This is a genomic window from Ruegeria sp. CK1 (assembly GCF_056536545.1).
In genome coordinates this window covers 330,048-353,875 of record NZ_JBQFPX010000003.1, presented here as the reverse complement: position 1 = coordinate 353,875, position 23,828 = coordinate 330,048, and the positions used below count along the sequence as shown (strand labels likewise).

The 23,828-nt window shown below is 55.8% G+C and carries 20 protein-coding genes; 9 read left to right on the top strand and 11 right to left on the bottom strand.

What is annotated here, in order from left to right; translation table 11 throughout:
• Positions 1-5 precede the first annotated feature (5 nt).
• Positions 6-2,003, bottom strand: coding sequence for a family 1 glycosylhydrolase (locus ACR0L3_RS10740; protein ID WP_480745709.1), 1,998 nt, complete (start codon positions 2,001-2,003; stop codon positions 6-8).
• Between the two features lie 690 nt (positions 2,004-2,693).
• On the opposite strand from ACR0L3_RS10740, the gene ACR0L3_RS10735 reads away from it, so the two are divergent.
• The 4 genes from ACR0L3_RS10735 to ACR0L3_RS10720 all read left to right on the top strand — a co-directional run bounded on the left by ACR0L3_RS10735 (position 2,694) and on the right by ACR0L3_RS10720 (position 7,245).
• Positions 2,694-3,818 (top strand): extracellular solute-binding protein, encoded by a 1,125-nt coding sequence (locus ACR0L3_RS10735; RefSeq protein ID WP_480745708.1) that lies wholly within the window; start codon positions 2,694-2,696, stop codon positions 3,816-3,818.
• A gap of 118 nt (positions 3,819-3,936) precedes the next feature.
• A complete protein-coding gene (locus ACR0L3_RS10730) occupies positions 3,937-5,049 on the top strand; it encodes an ABC transporter ATP-binding protein (RefSeq protein ID WP_480745707.1) in 1,113 nt (370 codons plus the stop codon).
• Positions 5,050-5,062: 13 nt separating this feature from the next.
• A complete protein-coding gene (locus tag ACR0L3_RS10725; RefSeq protein WP_480745706.1) occupies positions 5,063-5,983 on the top strand; it encodes an ABC transporter permease in 921 nt (306 codons plus the stop codon).
• On the top strand, positions 5,980-7,245 hold the full coding sequence (locus ACR0L3_RS10720; RefSeq protein WP_480745705.1) for an ABC transporter permease: 1,266 nt from the start codon (positions 5,980-5,982) through the stop codon (positions 7,243-7,245). The genes ACR0L3_RS10725 and ACR0L3_RS10720 overlap by 4 nt, the downstream gene beginning before the upstream one ends.
• Positions 7,246-7,279: 34 nt before the next feature.
• Here the strand turns inward: ACR0L3_RS10720 and ACR0L3_RS10715 are convergent, their stop codons facing one another.
• From ACR0L3_RS10715 to ACR0L3_RS10670, 10 genes are all read right to left on the bottom strand, one after another.
• The gene (locus ACR0L3_RS10715; RefSeq protein ID WP_480745704.1) at positions 7,280-9,199 is read right to left on the bottom strand and encodes a beta-galactosidase; all 1,920 of its coding nucleotides are present in this window, start codon (positions 9,197-9,199) and stop codon (positions 7,280-7,282) included.
• Positions 9,196-10,056 carry an SMP-30/gluconolactonase/LRE family protein gene (locus tag ACR0L3_RS10710; RefSeq protein ID WP_480745703.1) on the bottom strand — a complete coding sequence of 287 codons (861 nt, stop codon included), beginning with the start codon at positions 10,054-10,056 and terminating at the stop codon, positions 9,196-9,198. The genes ACR0L3_RS10715 and ACR0L3_RS10710 overlap by 4 nt, the downstream gene beginning before the upstream one ends.
• On the bottom strand, positions 10,053-10,658 hold the full coding sequence (locus tag ACR0L3_RS10705) for a 2-dehydro-3-deoxy-6-phosphogalactonate aldolase (protein ID WP_480745702.1): 606 nt from the start codon (positions 10,656-10,658) through the stop codon (positions 10,053-10,055). Before ACR0L3_RS10705 ends, ACR0L3_RS10710 begins: the two co-directional genes overlap by 4 nt.
• Positions 10,655-11,548 (bottom strand): 2-dehydro-3-deoxygalactonokinase, encoded by an 894-nt coding sequence (locus ACR0L3_RS10700; RefSeq protein ID WP_480745701.1) that lies wholly within the window; start codon positions 11,546-11,548, stop codon positions 10,655-10,657. Before ACR0L3_RS10700 ends, ACR0L3_RS10705 begins: the two co-directional genes overlap by 4 nt.
• A gap of 4 nt (positions 11,549-11,552) precedes the next feature.
• Positions 11,553-12,320 (bottom strand): SDR family NAD(P)-dependent oxidoreductase, encoded by a 768-nt coding sequence (locus tag ACR0L3_RS10695; RefSeq protein ID WP_480745700.1) that lies wholly within the window; start codon positions 12,318-12,320, stop codon positions 11,553-11,555.
• Positions 12,320-14,029, bottom strand: coding sequence for an IlvD/Edd family dehydratase (locus ACR0L3_RS10690; protein ID WP_480745699.1), 1,710 nt, complete (start codon positions 14,027-14,029; stop codon positions 12,320-12,322). Before ACR0L3_RS10690 ends, ACR0L3_RS10695 begins: the two co-directional genes overlap by 1 nt.
• Positions 14,026-16,113, bottom strand: a complete 2,088-nt coding sequence (locus ACR0L3_RS10685) for an alpha-galactosidase (protein ID WP_480745698.1) — start codon at positions 16,111-16,113, stop codon at positions 14,026-14,028. Before ACR0L3_RS10685 ends, ACR0L3_RS10690 begins: the two co-directional genes overlap by 4 nt.
• Entirely contained in the window at positions 16,113-16,961 is an 849-nt protein-coding gene (locus ACR0L3_RS10680) for a carbohydrate ABC transporter permease (RefSeq protein WP_480745697.1), read from the bottom strand. Before ACR0L3_RS10680 ends, ACR0L3_RS10685 begins: the two co-directional genes overlap by 1 nt.
• Before the next feature lies 1 nt (position 16,962).
• A complete protein-coding gene (locus ACR0L3_RS10675; protein ID WP_480745696.1) occupies positions 16,963-17,886 on the bottom strand; it encodes a carbohydrate ABC transporter permease in 924 nt (307 codons plus the stop codon).
• A 98-nt stretch (positions 17,887-17,984) separates the two neighbouring features.
• Positions 17,985-19,244 (bottom strand): ABC transporter substrate-binding protein, encoded by a 1,260-nt coding sequence (locus ACR0L3_RS10670; RefSeq protein WP_480745695.1) that lies wholly within the window; start codon positions 19,242-19,244, stop codon positions 17,985-17,987.
• Positions 19,245-19,383: 139 nt separating this feature from the next.
• On the opposite strand from ACR0L3_RS10670, the gene ACR0L3_RS10665 reads away from it, so the two are divergent.
• From ACR0L3_RS10665 to ACR0L3_RS10645, 5 genes are all read left to right on the top strand, one after another.
• Positions 19,384-20,190 carry an IclR family transcriptional regulator gene (locus tag ACR0L3_RS10665; protein WP_480745694.1) on the top strand — a complete coding sequence of 269 codons (807 nt, stop codon included), beginning with the start codon at positions 19,384-19,386 and terminating at the stop codon, positions 20,188-20,190.
• Entirely contained in the window at positions 20,187-21,245 is a 1,059-nt protein-coding gene (locus ACR0L3_RS10660) for an ABC transporter ATP-binding protein (protein WP_480745693.1), read from the top strand. The genes ACR0L3_RS10665 and ACR0L3_RS10660 overlap by 4 nt, the downstream gene beginning before the upstream one ends.
• 159 nt (positions 21,246-21,404) lie before the next feature.
• Complete coding sequence (locus tag ACR0L3_RS10655) at positions 21,405-22,364, top strand: dihydrodipicolinate synthase family protein (protein WP_480745692.1); 960 nt, start codon at positions 21,405-21,407, stop codon at positions 22,362-22,364.
• A complete protein-coding gene (locus ACR0L3_RS10650; protein ID WP_480745691.1) occupies positions 22,355-22,507 on the top strand; it encodes a hypothetical protein in 153 nt (50 codons plus the stop codon). Before ACR0L3_RS10655 ends, ACR0L3_RS10650 begins: the two co-directional genes overlap by 10 nt.
• 79 nt (positions 22,508-22,586) lie before the next feature.
• Entirely contained in the window at positions 22,587-23,825 is a 1,239-nt protein-coding gene (locus ACR0L3_RS10645; RefSeq protein ID WP_480745690.1) for an NAD(P)/FAD-dependent oxidoreductase, read from the top strand.
• Positions 23,826-23,828: the final 3 nt, after the last annotated feature.

Here is a 23,828-nt window from a genome sequence, read left to right as displayed (position 1 = left end):
CCATTTTACCGCGCGAGCGCACTTTTGCAGAAATTGTTAGCGCCAACAATGCCAAATTCATCCTGCTCGGATACATAAAGGTTCATCGACCTGCGCAAATTGCTGAATCGACCGCCTGCGTTGAAGGCATCCCGGAAAGCGTCTTTGAACAGCCAGCGGTTTTTCTCTGCTACGCCGCCTACAAGGAACACGCCTCCTCTTGGCATAAGAACCACGGCCAGATCTCCCATTACGGCGCCCAAATGGGTGGTGAACATTTGCGCGGCCTTTTGGGAAATCGGATCAGTTTGTGCGCGTGCGTCTTCCAGAATTTCTTTGGCGCTGCGCATCGGAGTTTCAGCTTGGCCTGCAGCCATTGCGGCGGCCCGGTACAGTATCGGCAGACCAGTGCCACTGAGGAACATTTCAGCCTCAAGAACCAGAGTGTCGTCAAAGAAGCAATCCGGAGCGATGTGGCGCGCCGCGCGAAAAATCTCAACTTCGTCGACGTGGCGTGGCGAAAGGCCAACATGGCCCCCTTCGCCGGACGCCGTGTGATAGCGGCCATCAGCGTATAATAAGGCCCCAACGCCAAGGCCCGTGCCCGGTCCAACAACAAGCCGCGTGCCCGAAGGCGGGTTCGCGTCGCCCTGCAAGACCTCGACATCATCGCCCGTGACTTCGGCAACTGACCACGCTGCGGCCGTGAAGTCATTGATGACAAAGGTGTGCTGTGCGCCTGTCGCCTTGCCGATATCGCTTTCCGAGAGATCAAGCTGGGCATTTGTTAGCCGGATCGTTCCATCGTGCACCGGCCCCGCCCCGGCCGCCACGACAGCCCGTGGTGTGGTTCCAATCTCGTCCCGCAAGTCGTGAAACGCGTTTAGGAGTTCTGGCAAACTGCCAGTTGGGTATTTGCGCAACTCAGTTAGCTTGCCGTCAGAGATTACTCCCAACCGTGTATTTGTCCCGCCAATATCCGCCACCAGATTCCAGTGTTTTCGCATTCCACCTGCAGGTTGGGCCAACGGAAGCGAGACTGAGCCGTCTGGCAAAGCTGTCTTTAGGGTGTCTAAAGCGCCCCCTTGCCGGACAAATAGACCTTTAACAGGTACGCCTTGAATCAAAGCTTCCTTCGCGGCAGCCAGTTGGCGGTCTAGGTAATCAACCTGCACAGTGCCAGGATCGGATAGGCCAAGTGCGGTAACGTAGATCGGGAGATCGCGGGTGTACTCTTGGCTGATCCCAGTAAGGCATGGTGTCAGTGCAGAGGCTTCGATTGGATCATGGCTGTTGAATTCCAGACTGCACCAGTCCACTGGTGCCCCAATAGTTTCGAAATCATCCTGCCAACCCAACGGAAGGTGCTGGTGTAGGTCCTCAATGTCTTTCTCAGGGTACGCGCTTTGAAATAGGCCGCCCAGAAAGATCCGAGTTTGATGACTTTCACGAGCGTCCAACGCAGCAACACCATCAGGGGCGTCATCGGCGGGATTAAACAAATTGAAATTTAATGCCACACCCAGATTGGACATGCCGAGGCTACGCATAGCTTCGTTCCCTTTTCCAATCGCCAACAACAAGTGATGGATCGTTCGTGCGGTTGCGCGGTGGTTTTCACAATGGCCTAAACGGTTGATCCGCGAGGGTAGACTGATTGGCGCTACACTAAACATCCGGTCGCCTACGCGGTTCATGACGATCTCGGCGAAATCAGCAAACCAATTCGCGATATCGCGATTGCGCCAGCCACCCAAATCTGTCAACGCCATAGGCAATTCTCCGTCAGAGAGCGTCGCACAAGGCCGGATGCCATGTTTAAGCAGTGCGTCAGCCAATTGGTCGTAAGCGTCCAAACCCGCCTGATTTACCTCGCCGCGCCCTTCCGGCAGAATTTGGTCCCAACGCATCTGAAACTGATAGCAATCAATTCCTGCCTCTCGCGTCAGGTCTAAGTTCTGTTCTGTCGAGCCAGCAACACCAAAGAGAAAGTCCTTGGGAAAATCAGAGCGGGTGTAGTTCATAGGTAAGACCTGATTGGACCGGTTGCGCTGCCACCTATCATTTTGGCTTTCTGCATACTAGATGTTAGCGGTACCATTTCTTTGTTTCCGTGTCGTTTTGGCGCAATTCGAACTGCAGAGTGTGATCTAACCAAATCGGTCGATGTTAAGAATCATCGCGTCGAATCGATTCCGAATCTGGCGGCGTAAATGGTTAGCCTTCTCGGTGAAACGATGCATCCGTGTTCAGGTTGGAGCGAGATTCAGGCGATCAGAGGTTCAGTAGTTGCCTGTTTTTCTGGCTTACGCTTGGATGTTGGCCCGGCAATTATGCGGACAGTTCCAGTGATGCATGTGGCAGTGGCGCCTAGAAGCCCGTTGTCGCGCACGTGTTTTGAAAAATAAGCTGAACAGAGCGAATGTTCCGGTCGAAGGCTGCAGCCCGATCTTTCGCCTTAAAATACCGAAATAGCTTGCTGTCGTTGGCGTCTGAAAATCCGAGAAAGTATCTGTTTGGAGGTTCAGGAGCACCGCCTTATGGTGTTTCGGTCCGGTGAAACCTGTAATTTCGCCGGACCACGAAACCAGTTGACTGCAAGGCATGGCTTTGAACAAGGGTAAGGCAATTTTTGAACTGACAGAACTGTTTCAAAGGTCTAGCGTGCAAACGACAAAAAAAATCAACACAGTCCAACAACGGGAGAATCAAATATGGCTGAACGGAAAACTCTTTCCAGACGCTCGATACTGAAAGGTGCGGGCGCTGCTGCCCTGGCAGCGCCTCTGTACAGCAAAAGCGCGCTGGCATCCTCGGGTGAGATCAACATTCTTATGTGGTCGGACTACCTGCCGCCCACATTCCTGCAAGAGTTCGAAACGCTGACCGGGATCAAGGTGAACTACACCGGCATCGGCTCGAACGAAGAAATCATCAACAAGATGAAGGCCACCAAGGGTCAGGGTTTTGACATCGTCTCGCCCACGAACAACCGCTCGCTTCAGTGGGAGCCGCTAGAGCTGTTGCAACCGTTCGACATGAACAGGGTTCCGATTGATCTGGTGAACCCTGCAATGGCGGCGATTGGCACCGATGCATGGAACTTCGGGGACAGCGGCGTACATTGGTTGCCGCATATCTGGGGTACTGAAGGTATTGCTTACCGCACTGATCTGTGGCTGCCCGAAGGCGATGCGCCTTCTTATGGCGATGTTTGGTCTGAAGAAAACGCGGGTAAGACCATGGGCCGCGCGCACTCGATGATGCTGGGTGCAGGTCTTTATATGGAGCGTGCTGGTGAGATGGAGCCGGGCTCGGTCTGGGCGGCATATGGCGACGAAGAAACCATGCGCAAGGTTTGGGGTCAGATCACCGATTGGTGCATCGAACGCAAGAACCGGATCAAGCTGATCTGGAATGACGCGGACACTCAGAAGAACGGTCTGCTGAATGAAGGTGTGGTTGTTGGTCAGACATGGGATGGCCCACCGCTGGCGCTGAAATCTGCGGGTGAACCGGTGCACTATCAAGCTCCGGTTGAAGGCGCGATGGCGTGGGTTGATGGCATTGCCATGCCAACCGGTGCAGCAAATACCGAACAGGTCTACGCCTTCATCGACTTCGCTTATCAGGCCAAACCGGCCGGTGTGGCGATTGACAGCCACGGCTACAACTCGCCTGTTCTTGGTGCCGACCAGTATTCGGGCGACACCTACAAGAAGAACTTTGCCGAGGCTTATCCAGGCGACTCGCTGGCCAATCTCAACCCATGGCCAGCAGAAGCGCCTTGGTACGCGGAAACCCGGACCGAGTTCGTCAACAAATTCAAGAGCGCCTGATCGCATTGAAACGATGCCCTCCGCGTTCGCGCGGAGGGCTTTCCACCTGCGCGCCGCAATGGCGTGACGGATGCTATTTCGGTGCGGTTCGTTTCCGCACCAGACGGAGATACCAAAAATGAGTGCAGGGGTCGGTGTAGATCTGGAAAACCTGTGGATCCGTTTCGGCGATTTTGTCGCTGTGAGGGACGCAAATGTGAACATAAACGGGGGCGACTTCTTTTCGTTCCTTGGCCCCTCGGGCTGTGGCAAGACCACGATCCTGCGCGCAGTGTCCGGCTTTCTGGACCCTAGCGAAGGCCGGGTTCTGATCGGTGGCAATGACATGCAGGGCATTGGACCGAACAAACGCCCGACGGCGCTGATTTTCCAGAACTTGGCGCTGTTCCCACTCATGAAAGTTTGGGAAAACATCACCTTCTCGATGGAAATCAAAGGGGCCAGTGCTGCGCAGCGTCGCAAGCGTGCTGATGAGCTGTTGGACATGATCGCGTTGCCGGGGCAGGGTGACAAGCTGCCGAGCGAGCTTTCGGGTGGTCAGCGTCAGCGCGTGGCTATTGCGCGTGCGCTGTGTGCCGAGCCAGATGTGCTTTTGCTGGATGAACCACTGTCGGCGTTGGACCTTAAGCTGCGTCAGCACATGCGGACCGAGCTGCGTGAGATCCAGCAACGTGTCGGCATTACGTTCATCTACATCACCCACGATCAGGGTGAGGCTCTGACGATGTCGGATAACATTGCCGTCATGCGCGCCGGGGTGATCGATCAGATTGCTGACGGAAAGACAATTTACAACGATCCCAATACGGCTTTTGCGGCTTCGTTTGTGGGCGAGAACAACGTGTTCCGTGGCAAGATCAAGCAGGTCATGGGAAACGAGGCGATGATCGCGACCAATCGTTCGGGCGATCTTGTGGCGCGGGTTTCAACGGCCAACCAGGGCAAGATGAAGGAGGGCGATGATGCCATGCTGTTCATCCGTCCCGAAGCCTTAGGTATCGCTGCCGAAGGTGCGAGCGGTGATCACTTTGTCACCGCACGTGTGAAACACGAGGAATTCGAGGGCAATGTTTTCAACATCTTCACCGAAGGTGAGGGCGGCAAAGAGATCAAGGTGTCGATTCCGAACCACGGCCAGTCCTTTAAGGATCACACAGGTCAGAACATCACGCTGGAATACGAGACGCATAACGCGGTGCTGGTCCCAGCGGGTGAACTGGCTGCGGAATAAGAGGGTCTGACACATGCCCAAGTTCCTTAAGGAATTCTTCAACCGCAATGGCACCGGCATGGGGCTGGCGATCCTGGGTCTGGTCATGTTCTGGACCATTGGCCTGATCATCTTGCCGCAGCTTTCGATGCTTGACTTCTCATTCCGTCCAAACCTGCCACCGCCCGAGATCGGCGGGCCAAAAGACGTCTACACGCTGGAGAATTACAAATACCTGGTGTTCGGTCCGGAAGGCGGCAGTCAGGATTACAATTCCGTCGATCTGCGCGTGTTTTTCCGCACGCTGCTGGCAGCGGTTTGTGTGACGATCTTCAACCTGATCCTGTGCTATCCGATCGCCTATTATTTGGGGCAATCCAAGGGCAATCACATCCGCATCTTTGCGATCATGTTGATCATCCCTTACTGGATCAACGAAATTTTGCGCGCGTTTGCCTTGCGGATCATTTTTGGCGAAACCGGCGTTCTGAATACCCTATTCATGGGGCTGGGAATTTGGGACACGCCTTTCGACTTTATCCGCAACGACATCGCGCTCTATGCCGGGCTGGGCTATGCCTATATCCTGCTGATGATCTTCCCGATGTACAACGTGATCGAGAGTTTGGACGGGAACCAAATCGAGGCTGCTCGGGATTTGGGTGCGCCTTGGTGGCGGATTCATTGGCGGGTGGTCATCCCTTACGCGAAACCGGGGATCAGTTCAGGCTGTACGATGGTCTTCATGCTGTCGGCAGGCGCACTTGCTGCGCCGCAGATTTTGGGCGGGCCTTCGTCGCTGTGGTTTACACAGCTGATTTATCAGCAGTTCAATGACAATAATGACTGGCCGCAGGGAGCTGCCTACGCGATTGTGCTGCTGGTGACCTGTATCCTGTTTGTGCTGGCGATGATGCGTGTGTTCAAGGTGAACATGGGGGATATCGGGAAATGAATAATTCCTTCCTTCGTGTAAGCATCTGGGTCTATCTGGTCATCTTTTTCCTGTACCTGCTGGGCCCACTTGTGATCATGTCAGTCACGGCGTTCAACTCATCGGCCTTCCCAAGAATGACGCCGTGGGAATGCCTGACCTTCCAATGGTTCGGAGAGTTGTTTCAGGATCAGCGTATTCTGAACGGCATCAAAAACTCGCTGATCATCGGGGCCGGTACAGTGGTCTTGTCGGTGGCTATGGGTCTGGCGGGCGCTCTGATGCTGACGCAGATCTGGCCGAAGCTGCGTGCGACTTACTACACGATCATCATTGCACCGATCCTGATCCCGGGTGTGGTTCTGGGTATTTCGACACTGGTATTCTGGGACCGGATCAACCGGATGTTGGGATTGGGAGCGGACAGTGTGCTGTCGAACGGCATCTTCTTGACGGTAATTGGTCAGTCTACATTCATCGCCAGCTATTGCATGCTGGTTCTGGTGGCGCGGCTTCAGCGGTATGACATCGCCTTGACCGAAGCAGCGCTGGATCTAGGGGCAAGCCATGCACAGGCGTTCCGCAAAATCCTACTGCCGTTCATGCGCCCCGCGATTGCGTCGGCGGCTGTGTTGGCGTTCCTCGCTTCGTTCGAGAACTACAACACAACCACCTTCACCTTTGGCGAATACCCGACGCTGACCATCGAACTGGCGCAGAAGGTGCGGTATGGCATCACGCCCTCTATCTCTGCCTTGGCCTTCATAATCGTAGCATTGACCGTGTTTTTTGCCCTACTGAACGAAGCCAAGCTGAAGCGTCAGGAACTGGTTGCTGCCGCGCGCAAGCAAGCCACGGTCGAGGAATTGGCAGGTAAGATTAAGCTGCCCAGCTTCTTTGCTGGCAATGCTGCGGCCGTGTTGGTGGTTGTCTTCGCCGTTGCCACGATCACTGTGGTCGGTACCGCGACAGCCTACAACCCGGCCCAATGCATTGCCAATGTTAAAGAGCAAAAGCAACTTGAGGCGGAACAGCGCATTCAGGAATTGCGTCAACAGCGCGAGGAACGCCGCAAACAACGCGAAGCAGAAGAGGCCGAACAGGGCGGTGCGCAGCAATCCGCGCCGAAACCATCCAACAATAGTGGTTTTGGCAACGTGTTTGCGCCGAATACTCTGGGCGGAGATGACGAAGAGGGTGAGGGAGAGCCCGAGACGCCACCCGCGAGCAATGGTGGATTTGGCGGCGCCTTCGATCCCAATACGCTGCAAAACGACCAATAAACTTGGTGGCTGCAATTAACACGCGCCCGGAGAGTTAACCCTCTTCGGGCGCGTCCTTCTTCAGGATGGCTACGTCGCATGCAGCGATTTTGTTCCCTTCCCATTCAATGTTTTCAGCGCCGTAGTTTATCAAGAAAACGTGCTGCTCGGTTTCGCGTCGGCGTAACCCTGATGGCAGCTGGTTCAAGGCGAGATCGACCTGTTGTGCGGCCATGGCGATGACGCGATCCCAAAGGACCTCGTCCGGAAAACCCGCAAGATACCAAAGGCTGTCTTGTCCTTTGAGAGCCGGTGTTCCGTCCGCATAGGTCAGAAGGTCCGGCGCGCTGCCAGAGATACGGTCGATCCAGTGCAGCGCCGCGCCGCCTCCGTTCACTTCCCGCTGCGCGTTGGGAGGCAGGGTTTCGACCAAATCAACTTCGCAATCCAACCCGGACAGGCCGGGGCGTCCTGTTCCCGGTATCTGAAAATCATGCGTGATCGCGCCGCTTCGCGGGCCGAGAACGGTCAACTGGCTGCTTGCAGTCAAACGATGCACAAGATCATCACTCAGCGTTGCCAGCCCGGGAGCCAGGATCAGATTATAGACTGTTTTGGGTGTTTCGGTCGCTGGAATGAAATCCACCGACAGCCCAGCCCGTCGCAGAGCGCAATAGGCAGAAAACACCAGCCGGAAATAGTCGAAACCTGCCCCTTGTGGCTGTGTCGTCCAAGCCCAATCTGAGGCGTAGTCAAACAAAATAGCTACCTCTGTCTGAACCTGAGTCACCGGACCCAGCCGCGCGAGATCATCGGCAGTATGACGCGCCTCGGCCAATGCCGGGGAAGGCTTGTCGTTCGGTGTGAACAATCCTGCATGCATCTGCTCTTGTGCGAACGGCGCTTGCCGCCAACGGAAGTAGCTGACCACTTCGGCCCCGTGCGCCACAGCTTCCAGCGACCAAAGACGCACCATGCCGGGCAGTGGGGCAGGGTTGTAGGGTGCCCAATTCACCGGGCCGGGCTGTTGTTCCATCACCCACCAGCGGCCCCGACCAACGGCACGATACAGGTCGTGGTGAAAGGCCTGCATGTCCGGGTCGCCTTGTTGCAGAAATGCGGCTTTGTGCGCATCATCAGCTTCAAGCCGGTCCGACAGGAACCCGATCGGATAACTGTCCCATGTGGCAATATCCAAATCTTCGCCAACTTTAAAATGATCGAAATCCAGAACGCGACCCATGTAATTGTGAAGCAACGGCGCATCGGTCAGTGGCCGCAACACATCGACTTGCGCCTTGTTAAACGCCACTACTTGATCCGAGCTGAAACGACGAAAGGCCAGAACATGCGCCGGGCTTGGTTCAGTCACCGTCAAGTTTGGCAGGCCGATCTGTTCGAAGTTGTCGTATTCCATCGACCAGAACACGTTACCCCAAGCCGAATTCAGCGCGTCGACTGAGCCATATTGACCGGCCAACCAGCGTTGAAACGCGATCAGGGCGGGTTGGCTGTAGCTGACGGTGGTATCGTGACAGCCATATTCATTGTCGATCTGCCACGCGGCTACATGTGGATTGTGGCCGTACCGCTCGCCCATAATCCGTGCTATGCGAACGCATTCTTCAATATAGCCTTGATGGCTAAAACAATAATGCCTGCGCGAGCCAAACTTGCGTGGCTGCCCCTGCGCATCGACGGCCAGCATGTCAGGGTGTTTTTCAAGCATCCACCGTGGCGGAGTGGCCGTGGGCGTGCCAAGAACCACCTTCAGTCCCGCAGCTCCGAGCACGTCAATAGCACGGTCCAGCCAATCGAAGTGTAATTCACCGGGGGCAGGTTCAATACGACTCCAGGCAAATTCACCTATCCTGACCCAGGCCAGGCCAGTTTCCACCATGCGGGCGGCGTCTTTGGCCCACATTTCTTCGGGCCAATGTTCGGGATAGTAGCAAACGCCAAGTTCGGGGTTCATAGAAGGACTCTGTGTTCGGCCTGTCCTTTACCCGCATCCGTCGCGGAGAAGGTCATGCCATTTGTGGGGTGTGATGCAAGTGTTTCGGCGTCAAGCCCTTCACGCGCTGTGGTACAGAACAAGGTACTTAGATTTTCGCCGCCGAAAGCAGGACAAGACGTGTGGGATGCACCGAACGCAACAGCGGTCAGGAACTGTCCTGCAGGGGTATAAGCAGCGACACGGCTTGACCCCCATTGCGCTATCCAGATGTTGCCGTCCGCATCGACTACAGCGCCATCGGGGTTCAGACAATCGACCCGCAGGTCCAAAAACACTGCGCTGTCGCCCTCGGGCCAGCCGGTCTCCGGGTTCAAAGACCATCGCATGACCTGTTTCGTTACCGTATCTGTGTAATAGGCGCAGGACCGATCTGGTGCGAAGCAGATTGCGTTTGAGATTGTCACATTCGGCACTAATTTACGCAATTCGCCGCGCCAATAACGATATATTGCCCCGGCTTCAGGTTCGGCGTTTTTGCCCATCGTCCCGATCCAGAACCCTCCCCAAGGGTCCGCGCGCCCATCATTTGAGCGAGTGACAGGGTTGTGCGCCTCAAGGGGGGTGATCAAGTCTTTCTGTCCGGTCTTAAGAACAAAACGCCAAAGCCCGGTTTCAGAGCCTATCAAAAGTGTTTCCAGATCAATCCAGCCTGCGACGGACACATGCTCGTCAAAGTACCAACTGCGTTGAGCGCCGTTTTCCCGTGTCATCAGGCATTTCCCGACGATGTCGAACCAGAAAAGTTGCTGCAGTTCCGGATGCCACAAGGGCCCTTCACCAAGTTCGCACAGGCGGTCGTCGTAGACGGAGCTCATCCAGCGGCCTCATCATAGGCGGCCACGATTTGTACCGCGCGATCTGCGACCTCAGTGACAGCCATGTCAGGCTTGAACAGTGCCGAGCCAATGCCAAACCCGTCTGCGCTGGCTTTGATCCATTGGTCAAAATTTTCCGGACCCGCGCCGCCTACGGCATAGATCTGCGTACCCGTTGGGACTACTGCGCGTAGGGCTGCCAATCCCGCCGGGCCTGCCAAGGCGCCGGGAAACAGCTTGAGTCCGGATGCCCCGGCTTTAAGTGCGGCAAAAGCCTCGGTCGGGGTGAAAATTCCCGGCCAACTTCCCAGACCCAGTTTTTGGGTGAGCGAGATAACCTCGGGATCGCAGTTCGGCGACACGATCAGTTTGCCACCGATATCAGCCACGGTTTCGACCTGTTTTGTGGTTAAAACCGTACCAGCGCCGATCAGGGCGTGGTCGCCAAATTCACTAGCCATTACGCTTATTGATTCATATGGCTCAGGCGAGTTCAGTGGCACTTCGATCTTGTCGATTCCCGCGTCGATAACAGCCTGACCGACAGCCACGGCTTCAGAAGGTTTCAGACCGCGCAGAATTGCAATGATAGGACGGCTCATGCGGTTTGCCTCGTCAGGTTGCGGGCCTGTTGCAGGCCGGTCAGTGTGCACGCCGTGCTATCGGCGGTTTCAACAAAAGCGCCCTGTAGCTGTAGGGCTTTCGCGTAGATGCCAGACAGGCCTTCGGCCCCGATGATTGCCAGTTGTTGGCCCAGCCAGTAAGGGCGGGTCGCAGCCAGCTCGGCACCAATCAGATAGCCCGACAGTTGCGCCCGCGCGATACCGCCATCCTGCCCTTGCAGCAGGTCAGCGGCGCGCAGTCCAAACAAACGGGCGGCCAGTTGCTCTGGTTTTGACAGTGCATCTGCTACGGCTTCGGCAAAGGCAGGATCGTCCCAGCCATCGCTGACCGAGTGCTTTAGCACCGATTGGCTACGCAGCAGATCGAACAGCTCGCCGGTCATGAATGTGCGGAAGCTGACAACCTCACTGGCGCTGACTTGTACCCATTTGGTGTGTGTGCCTGGAAGGCATATTACGCCGTCCCAATTTTGGCGATTGGCCAAAAAGCCAGCAATCTGGGTTTCTTCACCCCGCATCACGTCAGGCGGAGAGACCTGTTTCAACCCAGATACCACGAAGGCACGTATGCGAGGGTCGGTGCCGGATACGCGGAACGGGCTAACCGGGGTGGGGTCGCAAGGAACTGCTGAATAGGGTGCTTCGACCCAGCCTTGACGGGCGCCGACCATACCACAGGCGATCACGTCAATCGGGGTGTCGCCCAACCAGCCCTCAATCAGTTCAAACAGGGCTTGTTGAAACCCATCCTTCTGGACCCGCGCCATGCCTTTGTCCGACTGCGCCTGATCCAGAATTTTGTCGCCCTGCATGGCCCATGTACGCAAGTGGGACGTTCCCCAGTCGACCGCAATCCATTCTGTTTTCATGGCTCTATCCCGTTACAACGACGCCGCCATCGACGGCCATGCACTGACCCGTCATAGCCCGGCTCGAATTTGAGGCCAGAAACAAGGTTGGCGCGATCATGTCCTCGGGCGTTAAATGTTCTTTCAAACACTGTCTGTCCAAATGGGCGGCCAAGTCTTCAGGCGTGGCCCACATGTCCAACTGTTTTTGTGTCAGAACCCACCCAGGGGCCAGAGCATTCACGCGGATTTTTTGAGGTCCCAATTCGCGGGCCAAAGAACGCGTCATTCCAGTGATGCCGGCATTAGAGGTCGTATAGATCGGATAGCCAGCATTGCCCATCATATAGCTGATTGAGCTAAAGTTGACGATCGACCCACCCTTGTCCTGCATCTGTCGGGCGGCCTCTTGGCAGGCAAAGTAGTACGCCTTGAGGTTCACCTCTATCATCCAGTCCCAAAATTCAGTGGTGGTTTCATCCAGTGCGTGGCGTTTGTCATTGGCTGCGTTGTTGATCAACACGTTCAAGGGGCCGTGCGCTTCGGCTGCCTTTTGCATAGTGGCGTGCAACAGCTCGGTGTCGGTCATGTCGCCTTGCATGAACAAAGGTGCGCGACCGTGTTTGTCGCGCATTTCTTCGACGAACTCTCTTGCGTCCGAGCGGCCGATGAAGGCGACGTTAGCACCTTGCGTAAGGAATCCATCCGTCAGCGCCGCACCAACGCCTGATCCGCCGCCGGTGATGTAGACTGAGGCCCCGTTTAAGTCGTGGAATGTAGCTGTTTGTTCCATTAGTGGCTCTCTCTGGTCACAAGGCGGGTGTCTTTGCCGACAAGGAAATCAAGGTCAGCGCCCTGATCGGCTTGTAGCACGTGGTCGATATAGAGTTTTGCGTAACCACGTGTGTAATACGGGTTGTCCGGTTGCCACGCAGCGCGGCGGGCGTCCAGTTCCTTTTCATCCACCATCAGCTCCAGTTCGCCCTTGCTGGCCGACACGCGGATACGGTCTCCGGTTTTGACCAGCGCAAGAGTGCCCCCTGCTTGGGCTTCAGGACTGACATGCAGGATGACGGTGCCATAGGCTGTACCTGACATACGCGCGTCCGAAATACGGATCATGTCACGCACACCTTCTTTCACCAGTTTGGCGGGGATCGGCATGTTGCCGACTTCGGGCATGCCCGGATATCCCTTGGGGCCGCAGCCTTTGAGCACCAGAATCGTCTCGGGTGTAACCGGCAGATCCTCACGATCAATATTGGCCTTCAGATCTTCGATATTTTCGAAAACGTAAGCCTCGGCTTCGGTTTCCAACAATTTGTCTGTTGCTGCCGAAGGCTTAACGATGGCCCCGTTTGGCGCAAGGTTACCGAGTAAAACACATAGACCCGCAGCGGGTTTGACCGGATCGTCAAAAGGGCGAATGACGTCTGTGTTGAAACACTCGGCCCCTTCATAGTGGGCCGAAATGTCCTTGTTGAGCACCGTCTTTGCTGGGCGCAAGAATGGTTTGAGCTCGCTCAGCACAACTGGCACGCCGCCGGCGTAGCAGAAATCCTCCATCAGGTATTTGCCTGATGGCATACAGTTCACAAGCAGCGGAATCTCGGACCCTATTTCGAAGTCCTCCAAGGACAGGTTCACGCCTACGCGTCCGGCCAGCGCCAGCAAGTGGACCACTGCATTGGTCGAGCCACCCACGGCGGCATTGGCAAGGATGGCGTTTTCAAAGGCTTCCTTGGTCAGGATATCCGAAGGTTTAAGGTCTTCGTCGACCATTTCGACAATACGCTTGCCGGTCAGATGCGCCAAAGCCATGCGCCGAGCATCGACTGCCGGTAGGGCAGCGTTGGTCGGAAGGCTCATACCCATCGCTTCGACCAGCGAGGCCATGGTCGAGGCCGTACCCATGGTCATGCAGACACCCGCGCTGCGGGACATGCCGGATTCGGCGTTCATGAAATCTTGCAAGGTCATCTCTCCGGCGCGCACAGCTTCGGAAAACTTCCAGACATCCGTACCCGAACCGATATCCTGCCCGCGATACTTGCCGTTCAACATCGGGCCAGAGCTGACAACGATCGAAGGCAAGTCGACCGAGGCTGCTCCCATCAACTGCCCCGGCGTGGTCTTGTCGCAGCCGCCCAGCAGAACAACCCCGTCAATTCCATAGGCGCGAATGGATTCTTCGACGTCCATCGCCAACAAGTTGCGGAACAACATTGCAGTTGGTTTCATTTGGGTTTCACCCAGCGACATGACCGGAAATTCGACGGGAAAGCCGCCTGCTTCCCAAACGCCGCGTTTCACGCCTTCGGCCAGATCGCGCAGGCCAGAATTGCAGGGTGTCAGTTCCGACCAAGTGTTGCAGATGCCAATGATGGGACGCCCATCAAATGCGTGATCTGGAAAACCCTGGTTCTTCATCCAAGATCGGTGAATGAACCCGTCTTTGTCGAGTTTCCCGTACCAATGCTCTGAACGCCGTTTTTTTGTCATTGTTTACGACCTTCTATAACCCACATCGATTGCGGGAAGCTCCAGGGCAGCGATAAGCCATGGCTCATCAGGTATTGGCCACTTACGGTTATTGGGCCTTGTTTCAGCGCCGGATTGCCGCGCGACAGGGTCGCAGGGGCGTTGGCCGTATCGCGCAGTTCAACGCGGTAGAGCGCGTCTGCCTCAAGCCGGGTCAGCCGAAGCGGGCGCGGTGCGATCTGCTGTGAGGTATCAAGTTTGCCCGCAAACACGACAAAGCGCGATCCGTCACTGGTCTGTTGTTGCTCTGCGACGACCGACGGGTCGGGGCTGTCGAGGCGCAATATATCGGCATAGTACAGCCAGTCGCGGTTGTCCTTCCACCATTGTGTGACCTCGCGCAGAACGGCCTCCTCCTCGGTGTTCAATTCACGCGGGTCCATCTCGAACCCCATGTGTCGTTGGGCGGCGACCCAGGCCCGGAAGCGGATGTCGAGCACGCGGCCCGAAGTGTGACAGACGCGCGGCCCCACGTGGCTGCCGGTGACGGCCATGGGTAGAAAAATCGCGGCATTGTGCTGAATGCGCAGCCGTTCCAGCGCGTCGTTGCTATCGCTCAGCCAGACCCGCTGGGTGCGTTTGAGGATGCCGAAATCAATGCGCCCGCCGCCGCTGGCGCAGCTTTCGATTTCTGTATGTGGAAAGTCCTGCCGCAGCCGGTCGATCAACGCGTAAGATCCGCGCGTCTGGGCCGCGTCGGGCATGGGCAGCACCCGGTTGTGGTCCCATTTGATATAGTCGATGTCATGCTGTGACAGGATCGCGGACATGCGGTCGTAAAGGAAATCTCGCACCTCGGGCAGCGCCATATTGAGCGCCTTCTGCTGGCGACCCAGAATCTGGTCTTCGCTTCCCAAGGCCCACTCCGGGTGGGCTCGATGGATGCTGCTGTCAGGGTTGATCATCTCGGGTTCGAACCAAATGCCGAACGTCATCCCCAGCGAGTGGACGTGCTTGATCAGCGGGTCTAGACCATCGGGGTATTTGCGCGTGTCGACCTCCCAATCGCTAAGCGATGAGGTGTCGTCGTCGCGCTGTCCGAACCAGCCGTCGTCCAGCACGAAACGTTCCGCGCCGAGGGACGCCGCGCGTTCGGCTATGTCTTTGAGTTCCGGGAGGTTGTGGTTGAAATACACCGCTTCCCAGCAATTGTAGTGCACCGGGCGGGAGCGGTCGGGTTTGGGGAATGCGACAATGCGGTCACGCAGATGGCGTTGGAACGCGACCGCGCAGCCATTGATCCCGTCAGCCGAAAACACGGCATAGAGCGGCGCGGTTTCAAAGCGGGTCGAGGCTTCGCGTTCCATCCGGGCGGCATGGCCAAACTGTATCTGGCGGCGACCATCGGGCAGTTCCTCAGCCACCATGCGGTGCCCACCGGACCAGCCATAGTGGAACCCGTAGGCTTGTCCTTGCGCATTTGTAGCGCCGCGAACCGGCACGATCAGCCCTGGGAAATGTTCGTGTCCCGTCCGACCTGTTCGGTTCTCGCGATAGCGGATGCCCGGCGACCAAGGCGTGGTGTTCATCTGAAACTCACCACACCAGCGCCCGGCAAAATCGATCAACTCGTCCGACAATTGCGGAGCTGGAAAGACCGGAGCGGACATCCAATGCAACAGGACCGGACGATCCGCTTCAAGCAATGCACGGGCTTCGATGATATGGGTCTTTGGGTCGATCAAAAACGACGCCTGATAGGTCAGTCGGTGCGTGTCATCGCGAAACGTCAGCGTAAGGTTGTTTTCTTCAACCTCTTCGCTTTCATAGCAGAATTTTGGCAAGATCGGCGTGCCGTCACCGTCGCGTATGATCAGGCCGGGCTGACCGGGAAAACTGCGCGTCGCCTCGGGGCAGATCGACAGTTCCGGGATTGCATCCAGCATGCCGCCAGTGACGTCCAGACCATAGGCGCTGAACAGAGTATCTGTGTTTTCCTCATCCGGCAGCCGGGGCCCAAAATATACAACTTCAGGAAGGTGCTCGCGGTGGGCCGCGAGCACCAGAGATTGCCGCTCATCATGAAGCGACCAGGTTCTTATCATTACTTTACAGCTCCGAGGGTAAGACCCGCGATAAAGTGTTTCTGCATCAGGAAGAACATGGCGACCGGCGGCAAGGCCGCGACGATGGAACCGGCACTCATTAATTGATACGCCGCCCTAAACTGTGCGTTAAAGCTGGTGATGCCTGCGGTGACGGGCTGGCTTTCAGCGCCTTGGGTTAAAACGACAGCCCAGAAATAGTCGTTCCAAATGAAGGTGAAGATCAGCACACTGAGCGCGGCAATCGCGGGTTTCATCAGTGGCAGCACAACGTACCAAAAGATGCGCCATTCGCTGATACCTTCGACCCTTGCGGCCTCGATCAGCTCGAATGGCAGCGCACGGATGAAGTTGCGCATGAACAGGGTACAAAATCCTGTCTGGAAGGCGATGTGGAACAGGACAAGACCGGTTTTGGTATTATAGAGGCCCAATTGCAGGGTCAGATCGCGAACCGGGACCATCAGGATCTGAAAGGGGACGAAATTACCCGCCACAAACATGAAAAAGATCCAAATATTCGAGCGGAATTTGTAAATTCCCAGTGCAAACCCGGTCATCGTGCTGAGTGCGACGCACCCGATCACCGTTGGGATGGTGATCATGAATGAGTTCAGCAGATAGCGCGGCATATCCGAATTGAAGAAGACCTGTCCGTAGTTGAACGCGCCTTCAAAGCTGGACGGCATGCCCCAGTAGTTGGCGTTGGTGAAATCCGCAGCCGGCTTGACCGAGAATAGGGCGACTGCAAGCAGGGGACCTAGCCACAGCAATAGCGCCAGAGGCAACAGGGCCTGATAGCTGACTTGCGCCGCGCGGGATTGTTTTTCGATGGGTTTAGGAAACATCTTAGTGCCCCCTTTCTTCGCGGTACATCGACCACAGGAAGTAGGCAATGAAGCAGAGCATGATCAGGAATAGGACGACGGCGATGGCGGCGCCGTATCCCATGCGGAAGCCATATTCGGACAGTGCAACCTCGAACATGTAATAGGCCAACACGCGCGATGAGCCAAAGGGTCCGCCTTGGGTCATGATCGATATCAAATCGAAAGACCGCAGAGCGCCAATGATGGTGACCACAAAGGCAATGAATGTGGCGGGGCGTAGTTGCGGCAGGATTATGTGCCACAACATCCGTGCGCCTTTAGCGCCGTCCAGACGCCCAGCCTCGATCTGTTCGGGGTCCACGGCATTTAGACCGGTGAGGTAAAGGATCATGCAATAGGCGGTTTGGGGCCATAGACCCGCGAAGATGATACCGTAGGTTACAAAACGTTCATCTCCCAGTATATTCAGCGGCCCCATTCCGAAGAGGCTTAGGAACTCATTCAATAGGCCAAAAGTCGGGTCATAAAACCATGTGAAAACCAGGCCAACGACAACCTGTGAAATTACGAAGGGGAAGAAGAACAGCGATTTATATAACCGGATTCCCCAGACCGTTTGGTTCAGGAAAAGGGCGATGAACAGACCTGCTGGAATCGCAGCAAGGTAAAGGATCAGCCAGATAAGGTTGTTTTTGAGCGAGATGTAAAACGCATCCCGATCCACCCATTCCCAGTATAGATCCTCGTAGTTGCGCAATCCAACGTATTCGGCAGCGCCGAGCCCGTCCCATTCATACAGGGATAAGTTGAAGGATTGGAAAACCGGGATGATCACATAGACCATGAAAAACAACAGGCCCGGAGCCAGAAACAGCCACGGCGCGATGCGCTGTTGGTTTCTGTGGAACCAGCTTTCCTGTTCGGGGACGTCGACGGCTGACATACGGATACCTGGGGCTTTAGGTCAAGGGAGTAAGGCGGGTAGTCACCCGCCTTACGCAGGTTAGGGTTCAGGCCGGGCCGGAACCCGACCTGACTGTATTAGTTGTCGTAGATGCGCTGACGGGCGCGTTCCAGCTTTGCCAAGATGCGGTCGGCATTGTCGGGCTTAACCATGAATTCTTGAAAGCCTTCCATCGACGCTTTGGCCATTTCAGCAGGTGCGTCGCGGTCCCAGAACTGGGCCACACCACCGGGGCTGTTCGAAGACAGCATTTCAAAGCCTTGCTGCAGGAACTTGTCGTCATCAACCGAAGACTGCGCATTGACCGGCAACTGACCCAGGTTGGCGCCATTGTTGATCTGGGTTTGAACATCCGGAGAAACGACGAAGCGCAGGAACTCACGCGCAGCTTCTTTGTTCGACGCGTTAGCTGGGATGTGGAACGTGTCGGTCGGTGCGTCTTCGGCCAGTTCCACGTCCGGATTGATGGCAACGAACTGGTAGAAGTCCAGTTGATCGTCAGTCAGACCTGCATCGCGCAGCGGTGCCACAGCGAAGTTACCCATCAGATAGGCCGCGGCCTCACCGTTGACCATAAAGGGCAGGGCTTCTTGCCAGCTATAGGTCTGGTGGTTGTCGATGAACGCGCCCATGTCGATCAGCTGCTTCCAATTTGCGAAAGTCTGTTTGACGCGATCATCTTCCCAGCTGACCTCACCATTGGCCAGTTGCTGGTGGAAATCGAACCCGTTGGTGCGCATGTTCAAGTAGTCGAACCAGCCGCCGGCAGTCCACAGAAACTTGGTGCCGATCGTGTAACAAGCGCGGCCTGAATCCACGATTTTTTGACAGTTGACCAGCTCTTCTTCCCAAGTGGTTGGTTCAGTCAGGCCCAGTTCGTCGAAGATATCTTTGCGGTAGTAAACACCCCACTGGTAATAGGTGTAGGGTACACCCCACTGCTTGCCGTCGATGGTCATCGCGCCTTTGGTTGAGGCGAGGTTGTCAGCAATCTCTGGCTCAGCCCAAAGGTCCGAGACATCTTCGAACAAACCCGCCTCTACATAAGGCTTCATGCGGTTGGCTGCGTACCAAGTCGCAACGTCTGGTGTGTCCGCTGTCAGGAAGTTTCGGATTTGGGTTTTATAAGCTTCGCGGTCGATCACAGTGGTTTCGATCTCTAGACCGGGGTGCTGTTCCGCAAACTGATCGATCATCGCTTCCATCGTCGCGCGCGGCGCCGGGTTGGATGTATCCAGGAAGATTCGCAGCTCACCGGTCAGTTCGGCTGCGACAGGCGCAGCAAGCGCGACACTGGCTGCCAGCGCTGCGGCAGAGCGCTTGAAAATGGAATGCATGGTTTCCTCCCTTTGCTCCCATTCAGTTCCAAATAGTGAAACTGTGTTTTATATATTGAAAACTACACATCAAGTCGGCTAGTCTTGTCAAGACCCTCGTGCCTCGGCCTTGGGTTAACGGGAGGAGAATTAGGCACCCATGTCAGGTGACGGAACTATAGGAAAAGCATGTGACGTGCTGGATCAGGTGGCTTCGTTTCAGCGTCCGGTCCGATTCGGGGAATTGCTCGATAGCAGCAATTTTCCCAAGGCGACGTTGTACCGATTCCTGCAGACCCTGACTAATCAGGGTATGTTGTCTTATGACCCGGACCGGCAGACTTATACGCCGGGTTTGCGGTTGGTCCGGCTGGCGCATGCAGCGTGGACTCAAAGCTCACTTGCCCCTATTGCAAGGCCTTTTTTGGATGCATTAAGCGCTGAAACTGGCGAGACAGTGCACTTGGCTCAGCTCGATTCCAATCAGGTTTTGTATGTCGACAAGCGTAACGCCGCCCAACCGGTAGAGATGTATTCTCAGGCCGGTAAAGTTGGCCCTGCTTATTGTACCGGTGTTGGCAAGGCGATGATGGCATTTCTGGATGAGGCTGCCTTGGACAGAGCTGTGTCCCAACAAAGTTACCACCGGTTCACAGATAAGACGCTGACTTCTGAAGCGGCGTTGCGCGCCGATCTGGATCTGATTCGCAGCCGTGGTTATGCCATTGATGATGAAGAGCACGAACCCGGCATTATCTGCGTCGCATGTCCAATCCTCACATCGAGTGGACGTATGATGGGGGCGATTTCCGTCACTGGATCGACCGAGCGAATGAATTTCAAACAATTGGAAACCTGGGTTCCCCGCGTTCGCCGCGTGGCTGAACAGATTGGAACCGAAGCACAGGCCTGGCGATTCCCCGAGACCCGCCTAAGCGCCAACAAAGACAGGATACAAGCGACATGACGGGTGTGACTCTGAACCAGGCGATCAAGCGGTATGGCGAGACGCAAGTAATTCATGGGATTGATCTACAAATCGAAGACGGCGAATTCTGCGTTTTCGTTGGGCCATCGGGCTGCGGCAAATCTACATTGCTGCGGATGATTGCCGGGCTGGAAGAAACCACTGAGGGACAAATCCATATCGGTGCGCGTGATGTGACCCATCTGGACCCTGCAAAACGCGGCGTGGCGATGGTGTTCCAGACTTACGCTTTGTACCCGCATATGACAGTGGCCGAGAATATGGGCTTTGGCTTACGCATGAACGGTGTCGCGAAGTCAGAGATTGACCAGAAAGTCCAAGGGGCGTCGAGCATCTTGAAACTGGATCAGTATCTCAAACGTAAACCCAAGGCTCTGTCAGGTGGGCAACGTCAACGCGTTGCCATCGGGCGCGCTATCGTGCGGGGCCCAGAAGTGTTTTTGTTTGACGAACCTTTGTCGAACCTTGATGCCGAACTTCGCGTTGAGATGCGGGTTGAGATTGCGCGACTCCACAATGAGATTGGCGCGACCATGATCTATGTGACGCATGATCAGGTCGAGGCGATGACCATGGCCGACAAGATTGTGGTTTTACGGGACGGTCGGATCGAACAGGTCGGTGCGCCAATGGACCTGTATCGCGATCCGGATAACCGTTTCGTGGCCGGGTTCATCGGTTCTCCGGCGATGAATTTTTTGGAGTGTGATTTTGCCGATGGGAAAGTTTCACACCCGGCACTTTCAGCTCCGCTTGAAATGGCCGTAAACATACCAGCGGGCATGACACGCGTTACTTTGGGTGTTCGCCCCGAACATATTGAAATCGACCGCGCAGGAGATGCCTGTACCGTTGATTTGACTGAAGCTCTTGGTGGCGTGAGTTATTCCTATTTGCTGTCGCCGAACGGCGACAAGTTGATCGTGGAAGAGCGGGACGACCAGCGGAGCAAGCAGGGGGACCGGATAGGAATCATCGCCCGACCGGACCGCGCTATGTTGTTCGATCCAGAGACTGGCCAACGGTTCCGATAGTCGTTGATTGCAGACCTGCATTGAACGCGCCGCTTCTCTGAACCGGCGCGTTTTTTGTTAGCTTTAAATTTTCTGGATTTTGTATCCAATATCCGTTATGGCGATTCACAGTGCCATACAGCGGGCGCTTTTACGTTGCATTTTGAAAGGATAGCCCCGATGTCGACCAACGTTTTCACCGGAACGATGCCTGCGCTCATGACACCCTGCAACGCTGACCGAACGCCGGATTTTGATGCGTTGGTTCGTAAAGGGAAACAGATGATAGATGCTGGCATGTCTGCGGTGGTCTATTGTGGATCAATGGGGGATTGGCCCTTGCTGACCGACGAACAGCGGATGGAAGGCGTTGAAAGGTTGATAGCGGCAGGGTTGCCTGTTGTGGTAGGCACAGGAGCTATTAATACAAAGTCTGCGGTAGCCCATGCCGCCCATGCGCAGAAAGTCGGTGCTGTGGGCCTGATGGTGATCCCGCGGGTATTGTCACGCGGGACATCTGCCGCCGCCCAAAAGAACCACTTCAAAGCAATCTTGTCTGCAGCGCCAGATCTGCCTGCCATCATCTATAACAGCCCGTATTACGGGTTCGCCACGCGTGCCGATCTGTTCTTTTCGATGCGGGCGGAACACCCCAATCTGATCGGCTTCAAGGAATTTGGCGGTAGAGACGACTTACGGTACGCATCTGAGAACATTACCAGCCAGGATGACCAGGTGACATTGATGGTGGGCGTCGATACCGAAGTCTACCACGGTTTCGTAAACTGCGGTGCCACCGGCTCGATCACCGGGATAGGTACGGCATTACCAAAAGAGGCTTTACTTCTCGCAGCGTTGTCCAAAAAAGCGGCTAAAGGTAGTGCCGAAGCGCGTCGACGGGCTAAGGAACTGACCGAGGCTATCCATGTGCTGTCAAGCTTTGACGAAGGCCCGGATCTGGTGCTGTATTACAAGCATCTTTTGGTGTTGAACGGCGAACATGAATACCGTCTGCACTTTAATGAAACAGATGAGTTGACCGATGCACAGCGCAATTATTGTGAACAGCAATACGACTTGTTCCGCAGCTGGTTCGCTGATTGGTCCAAGCAGGGCGGGGTTATCGCCGAATGCATGTGATCGACGGTAGTATGTTTGAACCCGCCATCTTTGGTGGCGCATCGTTGGCCGGGTCCAGCGATCCTATTCTATTTCTGGGTAAGACATTCGATATCCGAGAACTGGTCTATCAGACTTGCGCAAACAGGGGCACAACCTCATAACAAACGTACAGGCACAGGAAATGGCCGACGAAATCATGCGCTTCGATCCAATTTACCTTTTCAATGCAGGTATTGAGTTGTGACGAAACAAGTTCTTGTTATCGGTGCCGGAGTTATTGGCATCACGACAGCGCTTGAGTTGCAGCGTCGTGGTCACTCTGTTTTGGTACTGGATCGCGATGGGGTCGCGGCGCAGGCTTCAGCCGGGAACGCGGGTGGGTTTGCGTTTTCCGAGGTCGAGCCTTTGGCAACCCCCGGCATCATGCGCAAAGCGCCAAAATGGTTGCTAGACCCGCTTGGGCCGCTGTCTATCCCACCGGCCTACGCGCTGAAGATTGCCCCGTGGATGTTCCGGTTTTGGCAAGCCAGCCGTCCCGGTCCCTATCAAGACAGTTTGCTCGCACAGAGCAGCCTTATGAAGCAATCGGCTGCCTCTCTGACCCGCCTCATCTCTGATGTCGGCGGAGAGCCGATGATACGGCGCGACGGTCAGATGCAGCTATACGAAAGCGAAGCCGAGTATCGTGCCAGCTTGCCCGCGTGGGAAGTGCGCCGACAGCATGGGATTGATTTCGAGCTGTTGCAAAGCCGTGAGGCGATTGCAGAAAGACAACCCGGTCTCTCTCCTCGCTTCACTCATGCGGGTTTCACATCAAGTTGGCTTAGCACTGTCGACCCCAAGAAATGGGTCGAGCATCTAGCGCAGGTTTTCCAAAGCCGGGGAGGGCGGATCGAAACGCAGGATATTCGGGCGCTGGAAACGATTGAAGGCGGGGTTCGGGCCATTCTGGATGGTAGTGAAATTGATGCGGCGAAGGGGGTTGTTTGCGCCGGGGCGTGGTCGCATCACATTGCTCGCACGTTAGATGACACTATCCCGCTCGAGACTGAGCGCGGCTACAATACGACCCTTCCCGAGGGTGCGTTTGATCTGCGTTTGCATCTGACTTTTGCCGGGCATGGATTTGTCGCGGGTCGGATCAATGGCGGCGTGCGGATCGGCGGAGCGGTCGAACTGGGCGGTTTGGATTTGCCCCCGAATTTCAAGCGGGCCGATACATTGCTGAACAAAGCCACGCAGTTCATGCCCGGCCTGAAGACCGAAGGAGGACGGCAATGGATGGGATTCCGGCCTTCGTTGCCTGATAGCCTGCCTGTCATAGGAGCCTCGCCAAACGCGCCGGACGTGATTTACGCCTTCGGTCACGGCCATTTAGGTCTGACCCAGTCAGCGGGGACAGCTGAATTGGTTGGCACATTGGTTGATGGTCGGCCCCCTCAGATCACGCTGAACCCATTTTCGGCCTCGCGATTTTAGGGT